Annotated in this window: 8 protein-coding genes; 5 read left to right on the top strand and 3 right to left on the bottom strand. The window is 71.2% G+C overall.

The features are described from left to right. A partial coding sequence (locus SZN_RS14075; RefSeq protein WP_007495451.1) for a DEAD/DEAH box helicase family protein occupies positions 1 to 536 on the bottom strand: 536 nt, incomplete at its 3' end. A gap of 124 nt (positions 537 to 660) precedes the next feature. After that, entirely contained in the window at positions 661 to 5931 is a 5271-nt protein-coding gene (locus SZN_RS14070; RefSeq protein WP_007495449.1) for a DEAD/DEAH box helicase, read from the bottom strand. 222 nt (positions 5932 to 6153) lie between these two features. On the opposite strand from SZN_RS14070, the gene SZN_RS14065 reads away from it, so the two are divergent. Then, complete coding sequence (locus SZN_RS14065) at positions 6154 to 7167, top strand: serine/threonine-protein kinase (RefSeq protein ID WP_007495447.1); 1014 nt, start codon at positions 6154 to 6156, stop codon at positions 7165 to 7167. Positions 7168 to 7346: 179 nt separating this feature from the next. Next, the gene (locus tag SZN_RS14060) at positions 7347 to 9398 is read left to right on the top strand and encodes an N-6 DNA methylase (protein WP_043730547.1); all 2052 of its coding nucleotides are present in this window, start codon (positions 7347 to 7349) and stop codon (positions 9396 to 9398) included. 30 nt (positions 9399 to 9428) lie between these two features. Here the strand turns inward: SZN_RS14060 and SZN_RS14055 are convergent, their stop codons facing one another. Then, positions 9429 to 10910, bottom strand: a complete 1482-nt coding sequence (locus tag SZN_RS14055; RefSeq protein WP_007495443.1) for a serine/threonine-protein kinase — start codon at positions 10908 to 10910, stop codon at positions 9429 to 9431. A 182-nt stretch (positions 10911 to 11092) separates the two neighbouring features. On the opposite strand from SZN_RS14055, the gene SZN_RS14050 reads away from it, so the two are divergent. From SZN_RS14050 to SZN_RS14040, 3 genes are read left to right on the top strand one after another with little or no spacing between them, the layout of a single operon-like run. Beyond that, positions 11093 to 12838, top strand: a complete 1746-nt coding sequence (locus tag SZN_RS14050) for a PD-(D/E)XK nuclease family protein (RefSeq protein ID WP_244313355.1) — start codon at positions 11093 to 11095, stop codon at positions 12836 to 12838. Continuing rightward, positions 12831 to 14099, top strand: coding sequence for a pPIWI_RE_Y domain-containing protein (locus tag SZN_RS14045; protein ID WP_007495439.1), 1269 nt, complete (start codon positions 12831 to 12833; stop codon positions 14097 to 14099). The genes SZN_RS14050 and SZN_RS14045 overlap by 8 nt, the downstream gene beginning before the upstream one ends. Continuing rightward, complete coding sequence (locus SZN_RS14040) at positions 14092 to 17862, top strand: pPIWI_RE_Z domain-containing protein (RefSeq protein ID WP_007495438.1); 3771 nt, start codon at positions 14092 to 14094, stop codon at positions 17860 to 17862. Before SZN_RS14045 ends, SZN_RS14040 begins: the two co-directional genes overlap by 8 nt. Positions 17863 to 17877: the final 15 nt, after the last annotated feature.

The raw sequence follows: 17877 nt of genomic DNA, 5'->3' as shown, positions 1-17877 counted from the left end.
AGACGGGCGTCGACGCCGAACTTGCCGTACAGCTCGGCCCGCCACTGCTCGGCCAGGGCGGGCGAGCACAGCACGACCAGACCGCGGGCGTCGCCCTGCGCCAGCAACTCGGCGGCGATCAGCCCGGCCTCCACCGTCTTGCCGATACCGACGTCGTCGGCGATCAGCAGCCGGACGGTGTCCTGACGCAGCGCCATCAGCAGCGGAACCAGCTGGTAGGGGCGCGGGTCGACGGCGATCGAGGCGAGGGACCGGAAGGGGCCCGCGCCGGAGCGGAAGCCGATACGCAGGGCGGTGCGCAGCAGCCCGGCCGCCTGCTGATCGCCCAGGTCGGAAGGGGTGGGCAGGGCGAAAGTAGCCTGGACCACGGTCTCCAGGCCCGGCAGGACGCCCGCGATGTCGTCGTCGGCGCCGCCGAGCGGGCGCAGGACGAGCAGCTCGGCTGTGGAGTCGGGCAGCACGACCCACTCACGGCCCCGGGCGTGGACGAGGGAGCCGACGGCGTACTGCCTGGTCGGCTGGGCGGCGGTGGTCATGCGGGCCTTCCGGAGTCGGGGCGGTAGGAGTCGTTCGGGCGGGGCGGTGACCGGGCGGATCGCGTGCGAGCCGTGAGACCGGGGCGGGCCGAAGGGGTCCGTCCCGGTCCCTGGGATCAGCAGATCAGCGGCGCGCCTCACCGAACACCGAAGGGTAGTCGGCGACGGCCTTCGACCAGTCGTCGTCGTAGCGGATGCGGATGACCTCCCAGCCGATCTCCTTCAGCCGCTCGGCGGCCTCCTCGTCGCGCAGCGTCGTCTCCGCGTGGTCGTGGTGCGGGCCGTCGACGAAGACCGCGACGGGGCCGAAGGAGGTGTCGTAGACGAAGTCCGGCTTGGACAGGGCCGCGCTCAGCCGGACCTGCTGATGGTCGGGCAGGCGGTGGCCGTGGGTCCTGAGGTGGGCGACGAACCGCTCCTCCAGGGAGGAGTCGGCGCCCTCGATGAGCGCGTCGGCCTGCTCGTCGCGGGTGCGGCCCGCGTGGCTGGAGCCGACCTCGCCGCCCGCGAAGTCCATCAGCAGCTGCTTCACCAGGTGGCGGTCGATCATCCGGTGGTGGCGCTGGTTGCCGAAGGAGAGCAGGCAGTCGTAGCAGCCCTTCTCGCATGGGTCGCCGTTGCGCTTCTCGGCTCCCCGGTCGCGCCCGACCTGGTCGAAGTGCGCGATCACCAGGGCACGGCGGGCGGCGCGGGCGAGCGCGTCGGGCTCGGCCTGGAGGCGGCGCAGGACGCCCGCGCCGCCCTCGGCGCTCTCGATGAACAGCAGCCGCTCGCGGGGACCGTCGTGCGGCGGCAGCTCCTCGGTGTCCAGCTCGGAGTCCTCCAGCTGGAACTCGGCCTCGATGCCCCGCTCCAGCGCGTACTGGAGGGTGATCGCGGTGTCCTTGTCGACGGGGGCCGCGAGCTTGAGGACGAGGATGTTGCGGGTGTCCTGGACGTAGGGGATGACGGGGACCTTGCGCACGACCTTCTCCGCGTCGGCGAGGCCCTCGTCCTCCACCGGGGTCTCCCGGCCGGGCCCGCTCGTGCTCGGCCTGCCGGTGGAGCCGGCCAGCCACTGGCCGGTGGCCGGGTCGAGCCAGAAGCCGATGTCGCCCTTGGCGACCGAGCGGCGGTAGCCCAGGTTGGTGAGCCGGACGGTGGCGCTGTCGCCGTAGACCAGTTCGGCGAGGAGGCGGCCGGCCGCGGCCTTCGCCTCGGCGCGCAGCGAACCGTCCCGGCCGTCCTCGTGCTGCTTGAAACGGTAGGAGATCTCCACCGCGTAGCCCGTGCGCTGGCGCTCCTCCTCGTCGGAGGAGATCCGGTCGCGGCGGTGGGTGAAGACGGTGTGCAGGTGCAGCAGCCCGGTGCGGGGATCGCCGAACGAGCTGTTGCAGCCCAGGCAGGTGTCCTCGCGCCGATCCTCGGGGGACAGATAGCCGCAGCCCTGGCACACCTTGGCGCTCTCGGTGGTCAGTTCGCCGCTGGTGTCCGGGGGCAGCTGCACGCGGTCCACCTTGAACCGGCTGCCCTCGTGGTAGATCAGCGCACCCGGCCCGAACTCGCGGATCGCGATGAAGCGGGACCGCTGGAGGTAGTCGCCGTCGTAGCCGCGGCTGGTGCGGCCGGTGCCGGGGATGTAGGCGGCGAGCGGCAGCCGGGGGAAGGAGTAGCCGGGCAGGAAGCCCTCGGAGGCGAAGTAGCGGTACGGATAGAAGTCGGACATCACCGTGCGCTCGCCGCCCTGCCTGTTCTCCAGGAGGGCGATCTGGTTCTCCGCCTGGGCGCGGCGGCGGACGGCCTGGGCCTGGGAGCGGCCGGTCGCCGTGCGGTTGCGGATGTTGTCGTGCTGGATCTCCCGCTCCTCCAGGGCCTTGCGGTAGAGGTTCCGCCAGCGTCCGCACTTCTCGTCGAAACGCCCGGGGGCCTTGGTGACGGTGTCCTCCAGCCACTGGTCGTGCCACCAGGACGTCTCGCGCAGGGCGTCGACGCAGCCCGCGAGGACGGTGCGGGCCCGGACGAGCGCTCGCTGCTGGGCGGCCGGCCTGTCGATCTGCTCCCGCACCTCGGGAAGCAGCTCCAGCGAGGGGGTCTTGCCGTCGGTGTCGAGGATCCTGGTCATGGTGCGGCCGAGTTCCAGGCGGGTCTCGGCGAGCCAGATGGCGTGCACGTGGGAGGCGAGCAGGTCCTCGTTGGCCAGGTCGAGGCGGGGAGCCGCGACGGTGCCCGCGACCATCTGGTCGGAGCGGGTGAAGTAGTACTGGTCGTGGCTGTTGCCGGTCGCGCAGTACGTGGTGACCAGCGCGGGCTGGCCGGAGCGGCCCGCGCGGCCGGAGCGCTGGGCGTAGTTCGCTGGGGTCGGCGGGACGTTGCGGAGGTTGACGGCGTTGAGGCTGGCGATGTCGACGCCGAGCTCCATCGTGGGCGAGCAGTACAGCAGGGGCAGCGGCAACCCCTTGCTGAACAGCTTCTCCCGCTCCTCGCGGACGTCGGGGTGGACCTGGGCGGTGTGCTCGGCGGCGTGCAGTCCGGCGAAGGTGGACGCGACCTCCTTGTAGAGCCCCTTGAAGAAGGCGTTCACGCGGGGGCCCCGGCCGGTGCGGTAGGTGCGGCGCAGCCGGTCCACCGTGCCGTACTCGTCGTCGCGGGCGTGCCAGCGGATCACCGGGTGGTGGATCTGGTAGCCGGGGTCCTCGCCCCGGCCCTGGGTGATCCGGCTCAGGACACCGCCGTCGGCGAGGATTTCGAGCAGGTCGCGGATCACTTTCTGGGCGTCGTCGAGGGACAGGTCGTGGTCCCAGCCCGGGAAGGTGTCCGGCTTGCGGACGTGGCGGCCGAAAGCGCCGCGGCCGGTGAGGTTCTTCTCGCTGCGGCTACGGCCGGGCCGCCCCGCGCGCGGCAGGGCGACGGTCGGCGTGGGGGGCGCCGCCTCGGTGTCGGCGATCCCCCAGGCGTCGTTGAGCTTCGCCGACTCCTTGCGGAGCTCGTTGAACTTCGCCTCGGTGAAGTACGGGGTGTCCACGGCCCGCTGGCGGCGCAGCTCGTCCATGAGGACCCGGGCGAGATCGAGCCGGGTGGCGGGAGTGGCGGTGCGCAGCGGCCCCGCCGCCCGCTGCCAGCGCTCCTCGTCCTCGGCGATCTGGTCGAGCCCCGCGTACTCCAGGCCGAGCAGACCGGTCTGCTCCAGGTTGGGCATGGTGACCCGCCAGCCGCGCTCCAGGTCCAGGAAGAGCCGGTACTCGGCCACCTGGGCCAGCGCGTCCCGCGTCTCCTCGGCGAGCGCCTCCACCTCGGTGGGGTTGTTGGCGTACTCGTGCGGGGCCAGCCCCAGCGCCTCGACGACCTCCTCGCCCAGCCGCTTCCAGCGCAGCCCCTTCTCCCCCGCCTTCAGCATCGCGCGGTACAGCGCGCCCCGCAGCTGGGTGACCATCACGAAGTCGTTGAAGTGCCCGGACTGGAGGCTGGCGTCCTGCCGGTTGTCGACGAAGGTGAGCAACTTGCGTGCGTCATCGCCGAGTTCCTTCTCCGGCAGACTCTTCAGATGGCGCACGATGGAAGCGCTGACGACGGACGTGGCCGTGGACCGGCCCTCCTGGTCGAGCGTCATCAGCTTGGCGAAATCCCGCTCCCGCACTTCCTCGTAGCTGACCCCGCACTCCAGGCAGAACAGGAACGGGGCGGGCACATAGGCGGCGTACAGGCCGTCCCCGTCCTTGTTCACCGCAGTGCCGTCGGGCCTCACCCACACGGGCTGCGGGGCGCGCTTCTTGCGGCTCGCGGTGAGGACGGGCGTGCCCTTCTTCGGGTCGAGGGTGAGCCAGCTGTCGGGGAAGCGGCGCTGGTCGATCGCGTCCGTGACACGCTCGGGCCACGGGTTGGCGGCCGAGAGGTAGAGATAGCCCTGCTCGTCATCCGCGTCCTCACGGGTGCGGAAGGAGACCTTGCCGTCGTCGCTCTGCTCGCGGGCCACGGTGAGGTACTCCTGGCCGCACTCGCGGCAGAAGGACAGCGGCAGCAGAAGCTTCTCCGGCTCTCCGGGCACCCGCTGCTGGTAAGTGCGGGTGATGTGGCGGCTGTCCGCCGGCTCCAGGGAGACATACGCCGAGCCGCCCTTGGAGAGGAACTGGTGGAGGCGGAACGCGAACAGCGCGCGGTCGTCGGCGTCGCGGACCTGCGTGCCGGCCCGGAGGGTGGACCGGATGGCCTTGGCACAGGCGGTGTACGGCTCGTCCTCGGGTGCGTCGCGCGGGATCTCGAAGGCGTCCTCGCGCAGGGCGCGCGCGGCGAGCTCCACGGTGGTGGGCTTGGCTCGCACCAGCAGGCGGGTGCCGTCCTCGTCGGCCGTCTCGGCGAGGCCGAAGGCGGTCTCGACCCAGCGGGCCAGCGGGTCGGCCTTGAGTGCGTCGTACTCCAGCGGAGGGTTGTTCTCCCTGACGCGGGCAGCGAGTTCGGTACGCGTGGGGGGCGTGTCGCCGGTCGCGCGGACCAGGGTCTCGCCCACCACCCGCTCCGGGAAGATCTCCGTGTCGAACAGCGTGGACGCGACCTCGGCGACCTCACGGCGGCGGGCGGCGGGGGTGCCCTTGGTGGACATGGTGGCGGATGTGCCGACGCACTGCAGGGCAGGCGACTCGCACGCCTCGCGCACACGCCGGACCAGCAGGGCGACGTCGGCGCCCTGACGGCCGCGGTAGGTGTGCAGTTCGTCCAGGACGAGGAAGCGCAGGCCCTTGGCCCGGCCGATGAGCCGCTTGCGCTCCTCGGGGCGGGTGAGCATCAGCTCCAGCATCACGTAGTTGGTGAGCAGGATGTCCGGGGGGGTGTCGAGGACCGCGTCCTTCTCGGACTGCTTCTCCTGGCCCGTGTAACGGGCGTACGTGACGGGCTCGTCGCCCTCGCCGTATCCGGCGGTGAGGAACTTCCTCAGCTCGCCCCGCTGGCTGTTGGCCAGCGCGTTCATCGGGTAGACGATGATCGCCTTGATGCCCGGGGGGTCTCCGGGCCGCTTCTCGCTCAGGATCCGGCTGACGATGGGCACGATGTAGCCGAGGCTCTTTCCGGAGCCGGTGCCGGTCGTCAGGACGTACGAGTCCTTCGAGTCGGCGGCCTCGATGGCGTCACGCTGATGCCGGTGGAAGCGGATGGGACGGATCGTCGCACCCCGCTTGTCCTTGCCGGTGCGGAAGATCCTCTTGCACTCGGGGTGGAGCAGGCCGAGGTCGTCGGCGAGGTGGTCGACGGTACCGCCGCTCGCGAAGCTCGGGTTGAGCGAGAGCCAGGGGTCGGGCCACTGGTCTCCGTCGGCAAGGGACTTGGACACCTTCTCGCCGATCCGCGGGTCGTCGATCACCACCGATCCGGACGTGTACTCCTTGTAGTCCCGGATGAGCCGACGGTGCACCTCGAAGACGTCCACGTGATCCTCACTAGCTCCCGACGTAATCCACGCCTCACCGTAGTGGGTGAGGCGCACGGGACGAACCGCCCCGTCTTCACCCCATGAGAACAGAGCATGTGAACTCAGTCAACGAATAAAGCGTCGCGCGGGCGGCATTCGAGGCACCGCCGTGTCACACTCTCCCTGACACCAGCCCGGGCAGGGCGCGGCAGGGCACGGAGGGGACGGGCCGCAGCGCGAATGGACACCGGAACACTGATCGCCGGTCGCTACCGGATCAAGCGCCTCATCGGCCGGGGCGGCATGGGAGTCGTCTGGCTCGCCCACGACGAGAACCTGGGCCGCGACGTGGCATTGAAGACCATGAACGTCGATCCGGGACTCACGAAGGAGCAGCGCGCCCGCGACGCCGAAAGGTTCCGCCGGGAGGCGCAGGCCGTCGCGCGACTCGACCACGCGGGCCTCGCCACCGTCTACGACCTCGGCGAGGAGAACGGCACCCGCTTTCTCGTCATGCAGTACGTGATCGGGCCCCCGCTCGACGACCGGATCGCCGAGGAGGGCCCGCTCTCCATCGAGGAGACCGCGTCGATCGGCGTCCAGATCGCCTCCGTCCTGGGCTCGGTGCACGCCCGCGACGTCGTGCACCGCGACCTCAAGGGCAGCAACGTCGTGATCCGCACGGACGGCGTGGTCAAGGTCCTGGACTTCGGCGTCGCCGCCTTCCTCGACCCGGACACCACCGGCCTCACCACGACCGGCGAGCGCCCCGGCAGTCTGGAGTGCATGGCGCCGGAACAGGTGCGGGGCAAGCCGGTCGACCCCCGCACCGATCTGTACGCGCTGGGCTGTCTGCTGTACGCGATGCTGACGGGCGAGCCGGTCTTCACCCACGAGTCCGAACTGATGCTGCCCGGCATGATCGTGGAGCGGCCGCCCGTACCACCCGGCAGGCTCCGCGCGGGCATCCCCTCCGAACTGGAGGACCTGGTACTCCAGTTGCTGGCCAAGGACCCCGGCGAGCGGCCCGCCCACGCCGGCGAGGTGTGGCGGCGCCTCGCCGTGTGGCTGCCCGAGCGCCGCACCCCCGAACAGGCACTCGTCCCGTGGGCCGAGGTCGACCCGCTGCGGCCCTTCACCCACCCGATGGGGCCGGAGGCCCGGCCGGTGCGGGCATGGGCGGCATCGGGGCGGAACGGCCGATCGGGGCGGACAGGGGCGACGCCCGGGCGGCACGGCCGGCCGTCGCACTGACCCTCGCGCCCCACCGACCGGAACGCGACATACACCCCAAAACCTGCCATCACACATCTGTGAACAAAGTCAATGGTCATGTACGCTGACGGATGCAGTTCGGAGGAAGGGTGGCTTGATCACACACCCGCTACCGAGGGAAAAGTCCCCCCTCCACCAGAAATGCCCTGGGAGTGTAGATGTCCACGTCTCGCGCCGTACCGGTGACCTTGGCCGAAATCGCCCGTCTTGCGGGTGTCGGACGAGCCGCGGTGAGCAACTGGCGGCGGCGGCATCCGTCCTTCCCCGAGCGGATCGCCGGCACCGACGCCAACCCTCAGTTCTCCTTGACCGACATCGAGGGCTGGCTGCGCGACAACAAGAAGTTGAACAAGTCCGCCGAGAGGGAATGGCTCTGGCCCGGTTTCGAGGCGCTCGGCGGGCGTGACGAGACAGGGGCCGCGATCGCCGAGGTAGGACGGCTCCTCTCCGGGCGGGTGAGCGACGAAGGCGAAGAGATTCGTCCCGACACACGGGAGCTGATCGAACGGGCCGTGGATCTCGGACAGCGTGAAGGGGGCACGGAGACGTTCGCGTTTCTGCTGCGCCGCTGGCTCGACGTCCATGTGCGCCAGATCGCCACGACCCCGGCACCGCTGGCATCCCTCATGGCGCAGCTCGCCCTCAGGGCGGCGGGCGGCGCGGCGGGCGACAGCCCAGGCAGCTCCGGCGGCACCACGGTCATGGACCCTGCGTGCGGCCCCGGGCATCTCCTCCTGGCCGGGGCCGAAGCCGCGAGGGCATCCGGCGCCGAGGCACTCACGCTGCTCGGCAGTGACCGGGACGCCGTCCTCGCCTCGCTGGCGGACTCCCGCATCGCCCTCGCCGAGAGCGAGGGCCACCGAGAGAAGGAGTGGGCGCAAGTCGCCGTACGGGCTGCGGACTCCCTGCGCGACGACCCGTTCTCCGGCACCCCCACCGACATCGTCCTGTGCAACCCGCCCTTCAACGAACGGGACTGGGGATACGAGGAGTTGGCCACCGACGCCCGCTGGAGCCACGGCCTTCCCCCGCGCACCGAGCCCGAACTCGCCTGGGTGCAGCACTGCCTGGCCCAGCTGCGGCCAGGCGGCGCCGCGGTACTGGTGCTGCCGCCCGCGGTCGCGGCCAGGAAGGCCGGCCGCCGCATCCGCGGCTCGCTGCTGCGCACCGGGCAACTGCGGGCCGTCGTCGCGTTGCCGCCGGGCTGTGCCGCACCGCACAGCGTCTCCCTGCACCTGTGGGTGCTGCGGATGCCCGCCCACGGGGAAGGCACACCGGTGAGCGATCGGCTGCTGGTCGCCGACGCGGCCTCGCGCTTCCCCCGGGACCCGGAGGAGAAGTGGACCCCCGACTGGGCGGCGATCAGCGCTTTCGTGCGCGAGGCCGTCGAAGAGACGGACTCCCCACAGGCAGCTACCTACGCACGACAGGTGCCCGTCATCGAACTCCTCAACGACGAGGTCGACCTGACCCCTGGACGCCACATTGCCCCGTCCCCGGCGGACACGGCACCCCGGCTGACCGAATCCTGGCGGGAGTTCACTGGGCTCACCGCGAACGTGAACAAGTCGGCCAGGCTGCTCGCGGCGCTCGACCTCGCCACGGCCGCGGCGGACACACCGACGGCAACAACAGTCGGCGAGCTCGCCCGGGCCGGGGCGCTCACCCTGCGCGGTGGTCAGCAGCCGCCAGAGGAATCAATCCACGCCGGCCCGCCGTCCGACGACGGCATCCCCCTCCTCACCGTCCCCGATCTTCTGGTGGACGGCGAACCCCGCAGCTGGCTCGCTCCCGGCACCGCGGCGGTCGGCGAGGCCGTGATCGCCGAACCCGGGGACATCGTGGTGGTGGGCGTCGCCCGTGCCTTCTCGGCCTGGGTCCACGAGGGGCCGCCGACCGCCCTCGGCCCACAACTGCATGCCGTGCGGGTACAGCCCGAACAGCTCGACGCCTGGTTCCTCGCCGGTTCACTGCGGGCTCCCGCCAACGCCCGGCAGGCCGGCACCCACACCACGAACTCCTCCCGCATCGACGTCCGCCGGCTTCAGATCCGCCAGGTTCCCCTCGGAGAACAGCGGCGCTACGGAGAGGCGTTTCGCGAACTCACCGCCTTCGAACGGCTGTTGCGCCGCGCAGCCGACCTCGGCACCAGCCTTGTCCGCGACCTGGGCGACGAACTGGCTGCCGGACGCCTGGCCCACCAGGCGTAGCACACCGGCTCACCCACACCAGTCGGCGCATCACGCCTCCCTGCGCCTGGGCTCGGCCAGGCGGGCCGTGAGCTGGGCGTCGACCGCGTGGCGTACGGCCTCGACACGGGCCGCGAGTTCCGGTGGCAGTCCGGCGGCGGTGCGGCCCGCCGCGTCAACCGTCGCGATGGCCGCTTCCAGTTCCCCGAAGGTGAGCCGGCACTCAGCCAGGCGCAGGCGGAGCAGCGCGCGATCGGCCCGCTCGGCCGGGCCGTCCCCGTGAATGAGATCGTTGTCGACGGCCTGGTAGAGGCGGGCCGCAGCGCCGAAGTTGCCGGAGAGACGGAATCCGTCCGCGGCCCCCTGCCACACGCGACGCACCAGAGGGCGCCGCTCACCCCACTCCTTGCGGACCCGTTCTGTCAGACCGTGCAGCCGGTCGGTCGCGTCGCCCGGCTCACCGGACGCGATCTCCGACTCGGCCTGCGCGCAGAACTGTTCCACCACGCGGGCGTCCAGCCACTCATCGGCCGGTGCGGACGCGACAGGCAGCGTGAGAGCAACCGGGCGCGGACGAACAGCCCGATCCGGCGGCCGACGCATGGGGGCGGTGGGGTCGGGGTGGGTGCGGGGCCGGGGCTCGGGATCGCCGACCCCCGGGGCGAACGGGTCGAGGACCTCCAGGACCTCGTCAACGGCCGGGCGCTGCTCGGGCTTCTTGGCGAGCATCCGCAGTACGAGATCGCCGATCGGCTCCGGGATGCCCGCGGCGTACGTGCTCGGTGGCAGCGGCACCTCGTTGAGGTGCTTGTCGGTCAGGCCGGACTCCGGGCCGAGCGGGAACGGGGGCCGCCCGGTGAGGAGTTCGTAGAAGATGCAGCCGAAGCAGTAGACATCCGTGCGCGTGGTGGGCTCGCGCTCCAGGAGCTGCTCCGGCGCCAGATAACCGCGGGTGCCAAGCGTCGAACCGTGCGCCGTGTAACGGGTGGCGTCGGCGTGCAGCGGCTTGGCGATGCCGAAGTCGATGAGGACGACCCACCCCTCTTCATCGATCATGATGTTCGCGGGCTTGAGGTCCCGGTGTACGACCGGGAGCGTGTGTGCGCAGGCCAACGCCCCTGCCACCTGGATGGCGACGGCAACCGCCGTCGCCAGAGGCAGGGGGCTGTGCTCGTCGAGGAACGTCCGCAGACTCACTCCGGTCACCAGGCGCATGGCGATGTAGGGGACGCCCAGGTGCGATCCGCTCCCGTAGAGTTCGGTGATTCCCGGATGATCGAGCGTGCCCAGGAGGTTGGCCTCGCGCCGGAACCGGGCGTTCCTGACGGCGAGTTCGGCCTCACGCTCATACGGGTCGAGGCAGTACAGGGCCTCGGAGTCGTGGCGCAGGAACTTCACCGCCACCTCCCGCCCCCCGGACACCTCTCGGGCCCGCCAGACCTGGGCCATCCCGCCCTTGCCCAGAGAGTCCTTCAACTCGTAGCGCCCGTCGACCAGATCACCCACGCCGGGCTTGTACGTATCCGCGTCCACCACTGTGCCCCTTCGCACCACTGCGCATCAGACCCACCAGCGTAGCGTGAAAGATTCTGGACACGAGCCATCCATGGACTCAGTTCACAGATTTATGCCATGCTCTAGTGGTGCCCGGACGTCCTCGGACTCCCGTTGCTCTGGGCACCCTCCTGCCCATACCGCCTGCCACGGGGGTCACCGTGCAGAACCCACCCGGCGTCGTCGGCCACGACTGGTTGATCAGGGCGAGCCCCCGGATGGCCCGGCCCGACGACGCGGCCTGTCCCACCCACCGACGCACCGCCATGCGGCCCCTGCTCGTCGCCGACCCGGCCGTGCCGTTCCGGCGGCCACCCCGCGAGGAGTTCGCATTCGGCCCGCTGTTCACCGCCCTCGACCTGCTGGAACACGATGGATGGTCGGTGGAGCGGGTACGCGAGGAACTCCGGGGCACCCGCGGTCCCTTCCGGGGATGGGGTGGCCCGGTCCACCCCTCCCACCTGGCCTGGACCGCCCACGCCCTGGAACGCTACGTGGCCGCCCGTACCCGCGAACAGGCAGCCGCCGTCGAGGCCGGGCTGCCTGAGACCAAGCCGGTGAAGCAGCCATGGACGTGGCGCACTCCCCGCACGGACGCTCCCGACGCCCGTGGCGCCCGGCAGTACGAGCACACCCTCTGGGGCCGCATGTACGCCTCCTCCGACGGAAAGGTGCGCGACCTGTGGCTGCCTTCCATGGGCCGGGCCAAGACCGGCCGCCCCGACGCGGAGCTCGGGGCCGTGGTGCAGGTGATGGCCTTCGGCGCGCCCACGCCTCGCCGCAGGCAACGCGCCCAGCCTCCGCCCACCGCGACCGAGAGCACCAGCCTGCCCCGATTGGTCCGCGTCTTCGACGTCGGGTGCGCCGACGGGTCCGTGGAGGAGCTGCTCTCCGAAGACCCCGCCGAGGCGAGGCAGCGGTTCAGGGACGACGCCGTGCCTGCCTTCGTCACGGCTGCCACCCAACTCGGCGTGCGGCCCGGGGAGAGCTGTGTCGACTGCAAGGCCATCGACGGCTGCACGGATCTGAAACGCACCCCGCGGCTGTGGGGCGGGCACCCTCCGGCTCTCGCACGCCCACGCCGCTCCCTCTCCGTCTGGGACCTGCGGCTGCACGCCGAGTGCCCCGCCCAGTACCACCTGGTGCGGCGCCTGCACCTCAACGACCTCTCGGCCGAGGACCGGGGAGCACAGCGCGGCCGAGCCGTCGACGCCTGGCTCGACGCACAACACGCCGAACGCCCGGTGCGCGGCTGCCGGGACCGCGAGATCCCCGAGCCGACGGCGGTACGGGCCAGGGCCGGACTCGACGACACCTCCGCACGCGAGGCTGCCGGGATGCTCGCGGAACACCGGCTCCTGTGCCCCCTCAACGGACTTGACGCTGACGAGCGGGTGCTCGTGCAGCATCGGGTCACGGCCTACGTGCCCGAACTCGACATCGTCGTCCTCGCCGTACCCGACCTGGTGTACACCCACCGCGGCCGGTGGATCTGGCGCGAGACCAAGACGTCGGCCCGCCCGCTGTGGGAACGCGATTCCCTGCTCCGCACCTATCCCCAACTCGCCCTGGGTGTGCTGCTGTTCCATGCGGGAGCGCTCGGCGACGACCCGAGCCACTCCTGGGTCGAACTGGAGCACCTACGTGAAGGCCACGGGGAGAGTCGGCTCGAACCCATCGACCCCGGCCGCGCCGAGAACGTCGACGAAGCCCGGGCCGTCATCGCCGAACTCGCCCAGCCACTCCTGGACGACACCACCTACGAACCGAGGACCGGACGCCACTGCCACGGCTGTCAGGCCCGGACCTGGTGTCGGCCCGGCACCGCCTACGTCACCGACCATCCGCGCACGCCGAGCCCCGACACGCAGACCTCGCCGCGAGGAGACGCCACGCCCCATGCCTGACCAACAGCTCGTACCGGACTGGCTGTCCAACCCCGATGTCGTCCTCCTGCGGGACGTGGCCACCGCCGTACTGCACCTGGCGGCCGTCGACCGCCTCGACTCCTTCACTCTGCCCTACCCGGCGGGCGCGCAGCGGGCCCTGGACGCCCTGGTACTCCAGTGCCTGCGCAACGGCGCCAAGCCCCCGGCAGGTGTGCCCGAGATGATGCGCTGGGCCCGCGCTCGCCCCCTGGGCAGCTGGCCCCTGGACCGACTGCCCACCGACCTGTTCGACACCGCGGACCGGCTGATCGACGAGGATTCCGGGGAGCCCTCGCAGCTCTGCCACGAGCTCACCGTGCAGGGGCATGGCGACAGCACCGGACGGCAGTACGACCGCCTGGTGATCCACGAGGCGCTGCGCGCCTGCCGGGCCATGTCATCGCCCGAGTCGTACACGGCCTTCCGTCGCCTCCTGGTGAATCAGCCCGTCCTCACCGAGGCGGACTGGGCCGAGGTGAGCACCGACCTCTTCCTCGACCCGGTGCGCTTCCTCGTCGAAGAGATCTACGCCCCCGTCCCGCTCGGGTTCCGCCGGGACGGCGCGTACCTGTGCTGTCATCGCTGCCTGACCCTGCTCCATCCAGTGTCCGACACCGAGTGGTGGTGCGAGCGCGACCAGTGCCGACACCAAGGTCCCCCACCGCACGGCCGGGAACTCGTCGCGTTCGAGGTGGGCGAGCTGCGTCAACTGCGGAAACCTCTGCGGCAGTTCGTCACCGGGCCCGGACGCGCCGAGGTCTTTCTGGAGGGCGAGCTACGCGCCCTGGGCCTCACCGTCGAGATGTGGCCTGGCTTCGACGCGTACGACCTTCGCATCACCTTCCCCGACGGTCACGTGTGGGCCGTCGACGTCAAGGACTGGGCACACCCCGCCTTCCTCGGACGCGCCGCCACCGCCGTCCGCCCCGAGCCCCCGTACGACGAAGCCTGTTGGGTGGTGCCCGAATTCCGGGTGCGCGCCCGCCGTGACTACCTGGCCATGTACGCCAAGGAGCGGGGCGCGGGGGCGGGCGGTCTTCGGCTGCTGACGGACGACCAGCTGAAACGGGCCGCGCGGCTGCGGCTGTCCGGCGAACGCGGGCCGGACGCGTCCATCGCGCCCCTGCACACCGTGCCTCCGGCCAGGGGGCACGACGGGGCAGGCACAGCGTCGTCCCGGTCCGGAAACCAGACCGCGGCGACCGACCGCACCGGGAAGAAGGGAGCAGACCATGCGTGACCGCAGCAGCTGGTACCAGCCGGTCGTCGCCACGCTGAGGCCTTGGCCCGAAGAACACGCCGGGACGCGGCCCGCTCTGCTCTGCCAGGTCGAGCTCGCTCTGCGGCTGATGGAGACCGTGGCGCCCGGTCACGCTGCCGACGGGGCGTGGACGCTCCTCGGCGGCTACGGCCTCGCCTTCGCGCGGGCCTCGAAGCTCCCCAATGGCACCACCGAACAGGTCGCGCTGGCCGCGGCCCGGCACCTGCTCTGGCCGATGCGCCGCGGCCGGATGTGGCAGCAGAGCCTGGACGCCTACCTGGAACTGCCCGAACGGCTGCGCGCGTACCGCGTCCCGGCGGCCGGGGAGCCCGCCCATCGGGTCCCCCTCAAGGTGGCGGCCGACCGCTTCACCACCTACGACGACGCGCTCGCGAACCTCCCCGGCTTCGCCACGAAGGTGCTTCCCCCGGCGGAGGCGGGCGAACACCGCTTCATGGACCGCCGCCACCGGCGCACTTCCGTCACGGTCCCCGCCGATCTCGTGCGGGACCCCTTCCCCGGCCACCCCCTCACCGCCGAACGCCCGGCCACCGCAGGCCCCCTCGACGTGCCACTCGACGAACTCGCGGACGTCGCACGGTGGATGGACACGGAGGAGCAGCGGCGCGGGCTCAAGGCGGGGAACTGGGAGCAGCGTCTCGCCCAACTCGACCTCGACACCCGTACCCCGGACGGGACAGACTTCGAAGAGGCGTCCGCGCTGCCGCTCGACCGGCTCACCCACCTCGTCGGCATGGTCGGCGCCGGCAAGTCGACCTTGATGACCCTGCTCGCCGTCTGGGCGTACCACAACGGCCTGCGCATCACACTCGTCGTCGGCGACGTGGCGGAACAGCTGACGCTGACCGAGCTGTTCCGCACGCTCGGTCTGAGCGCCTCCCTGGTACAGGGGGGCACGACGCGGCCGCAGCACACCCAGCGGCTGCACCGCAGACTCGCCGCACGGGGAGAACACTCCCTGCTGGCGCACACCGGTCCCGTCTTCGCCCACCTCAGCACCGCCTGCCCACTGGACGCTTTGCGCGCACTCGACACGTCCGAGCCCCTGCGCTACACCGACGCGCCGTGCGGTGCCCTTCACCCCGCTCGGCGCCAGGAGACCGCCGAGGAGCCCGCGGCCGAGCGCGCGGTACGCGAGCTCGAACGAGCCCGAGGCGCCGTCGACGGGGAGGACGCCACGGATGACACCGACAGCGACGAGGAGGACCTGGGCACCCCGCACGCCTGCCCGCTGTGGAGCGTCTGCCCCCGGCACTCCGCCGCGCGTGACCTCGTGGACGCGCTGATCTGGGTGGCCAACCCGGCCAGTCTCGTCCAGACGGCGGTTCCGCGTCAGCTCAACGCCGAGCGCCTGCGCTATCTGGAGCTGGCCTGCCTGCGCAGCGACATCGTCGTCGTCGACGAGGCCGACCGCGTACAGATGCAGCTCGACCAGATGTTCGCCCCGTCGGCCACGCTCGTCACCAAGGGTGTCTCCGACTCTTGGCTCGACCAGCTGCAGACCCACGAGATCGCCGAACTCGCCCGGCAGGGAAGGCTGCAGCTCTCCGACCAGGACGTGGAACGGTGGTCCGCCGCCCTGGACGTCGTCGGATCCGCCGCGAACCGGCTGTACGCCATGCTCATCGACGACGGAGCGATGCGGGACTGGGCGCAGATCGACTACTTCAGTGCCTGGACCCTCCAGGAGAAGCTGCTGCACGCCTGGTACCCGCTGACGCGAAGCCAGGCCGCCGGGTGGCCGGACAGCACGAACGAAGGGGATGTCGAGGACGAGAGCGCCCTCTACGAGGACGAGGAAGGGCTCGGGGCCGATGGCGACTACCACATCCCCGACGCTCCGTGGGCGCATCGACGCACCGAGATCACCGGGTTCTTCGACACGTTCCGCGACGATCCGCTCGGCGGACGCGGCCCCTACGGAACTCCCGCCGACGAGCTCACAGCCCTAGCCCACGACGTCCTGCACACCCTCGATGAGAAGCGGACACGACGCCGAGTCCGCGCGCTCCTCGACTCCTTCCTCGTCGGAGCGCCGGGCCCGGAACAGCGCCCCATGCCCGCTGCCAAGCGAGGCAAGGAGCCTGCTCCCGAGGACGTACCACTCACCGAGGAGTGGCGTGAACTCAACGCACGGCGGCTGGAATTCACCCTCATCCTCGCCGCCTTGCACCAACGCCTGGACCGGGTGACGTTCCTGTGGCCTCAGGTGGAGGCAGCGCTACGGCTGGACTCCGCGGCCCACGAGCTGACCCGCCGCCCGCCCCTCGACTACGCGCCACTGCTGCCCGAAGCGCCCATGGGCAACGTCCTGGGCTTCCAGTACCTGGTGGACGAACGGGCCGCCGCCCGCAACAAGGACGGACACCGTACCGGCACCCTGCGCTTCTTCCGTTGCGCGGGCGTGGGCCGGGAACTGCTCCTGGGTCTTCCCCAGCTCGGCGCCGACCCAGGCCTCGGCAAAGCCGGCCCACACGTGCTGTTGATGTCGGGCACCAGTTGGGCCGGCACCTCTACCCGGGCCCACGTCCTCGCACCTGTCCGCGCCGTACTGAAACCGCAGCCCAAGGCTCTCGACGCCATCCGGAAGACCGTGTTCCGCACCGAGTTCCTGTACGACACCGCAGGACAGCCGATCCGGCTCTCCGGCCAGGACCCCGACCAGCGCGAGGACGTCCTGCGCCTGATGATCGACCGGCTCGCCCGATCCCGGAGCGACGGCAATTCCTCCCCTCTCCAGAGCGAACTCGCCCGAATCCCCGACCAGCGCCGCAAACGTGCCCTGCTCCTGGTGGGCAGCTACGCGGAAGCCAAAGTGGCCGCCACCGCCCTGAACGAGATCCCGCGCTGGCGTGGCCGGGTACGAGTCCTGGCCGCCGACGACGCCGAACTGGAGGCCGCTGTCGACGGGACGGCGCCGACGGGGAGCCAGGCGCCGGGCACGGGATCAGGTGCGGGAGCGGTCCGGCGTGGGGACCTCGCGTCCTTCGCCGACGACCCGGACGCCGAACTGCTCGTGGCGCCCCTCCTCGCCGTGGAGCGAGGACACAACATCCTCACCGCCCCCCAACGGCCCGGCGAGGAGAAGGTGGCGGCGTTCGGAACGGTGTTCTTCCTGGTCCGCCCGCATCCCCGCCCTGACGACCTGTCCCTGGCGGTCTTCGCCATCAACGACTGGGCGACGCGGTTCGTACGCGGTCAGCTGGAGCTGCCGGACGAAGGAACGTTCAGCGACATGGTCACCCAGGCCGGGGACTTGAACGCGGCAGGCAGTGCTTTCAGGACCACCGCACGCGGCGTGTGGCGGCACGTACTGTCACGGCCCTACATCTACTCCTCGCTCTCCGATGACGAGAAGAAGTCCTTCGTCTGGGACCAACTCGTCACCATCTGGCAGGTCATCGGGCGCCTCGTCCGCGGTGGCGTACCCGCCCGCGTCGTGTTCGTCGACGCGGCCTTCGCACCGCAACTCGCCGCGGCACAGGCCCCCTTCACCGGCCAGGGCCGGCGTCCACGCCGCGCAGGCGACCCCGGACTGCTGGTCAGGCTGCGGGACGTTCTGGCGCCGTACTTCGCCCACACCGACAAGGTCACCGGCACCGTCGAGTACGGCGCGCGCACCGATCCCGCCGACGCCGCACTCGTCAAGCTCCTCTACCGCCCGCTGTACGAAGCACTGTGCGCCATGGGGACGTCACCCGGCCCGCGACCGATCGACTGAAATACGTCAACCACC

Origin of the sequence: Streptomyces zinciresistens K42, from assembly GCF_000225525.1 — a bacterium.
GTDB classification, from domain to species: Bacteria; Actinomycetota; Actinomycetes; order Streptomycetales; family Streptomycetaceae; genus Streptomyces; species Streptomyces zinciresistens.
This window is presented reverse-complemented; position numbering and strand designations above follow the sequence as displayed.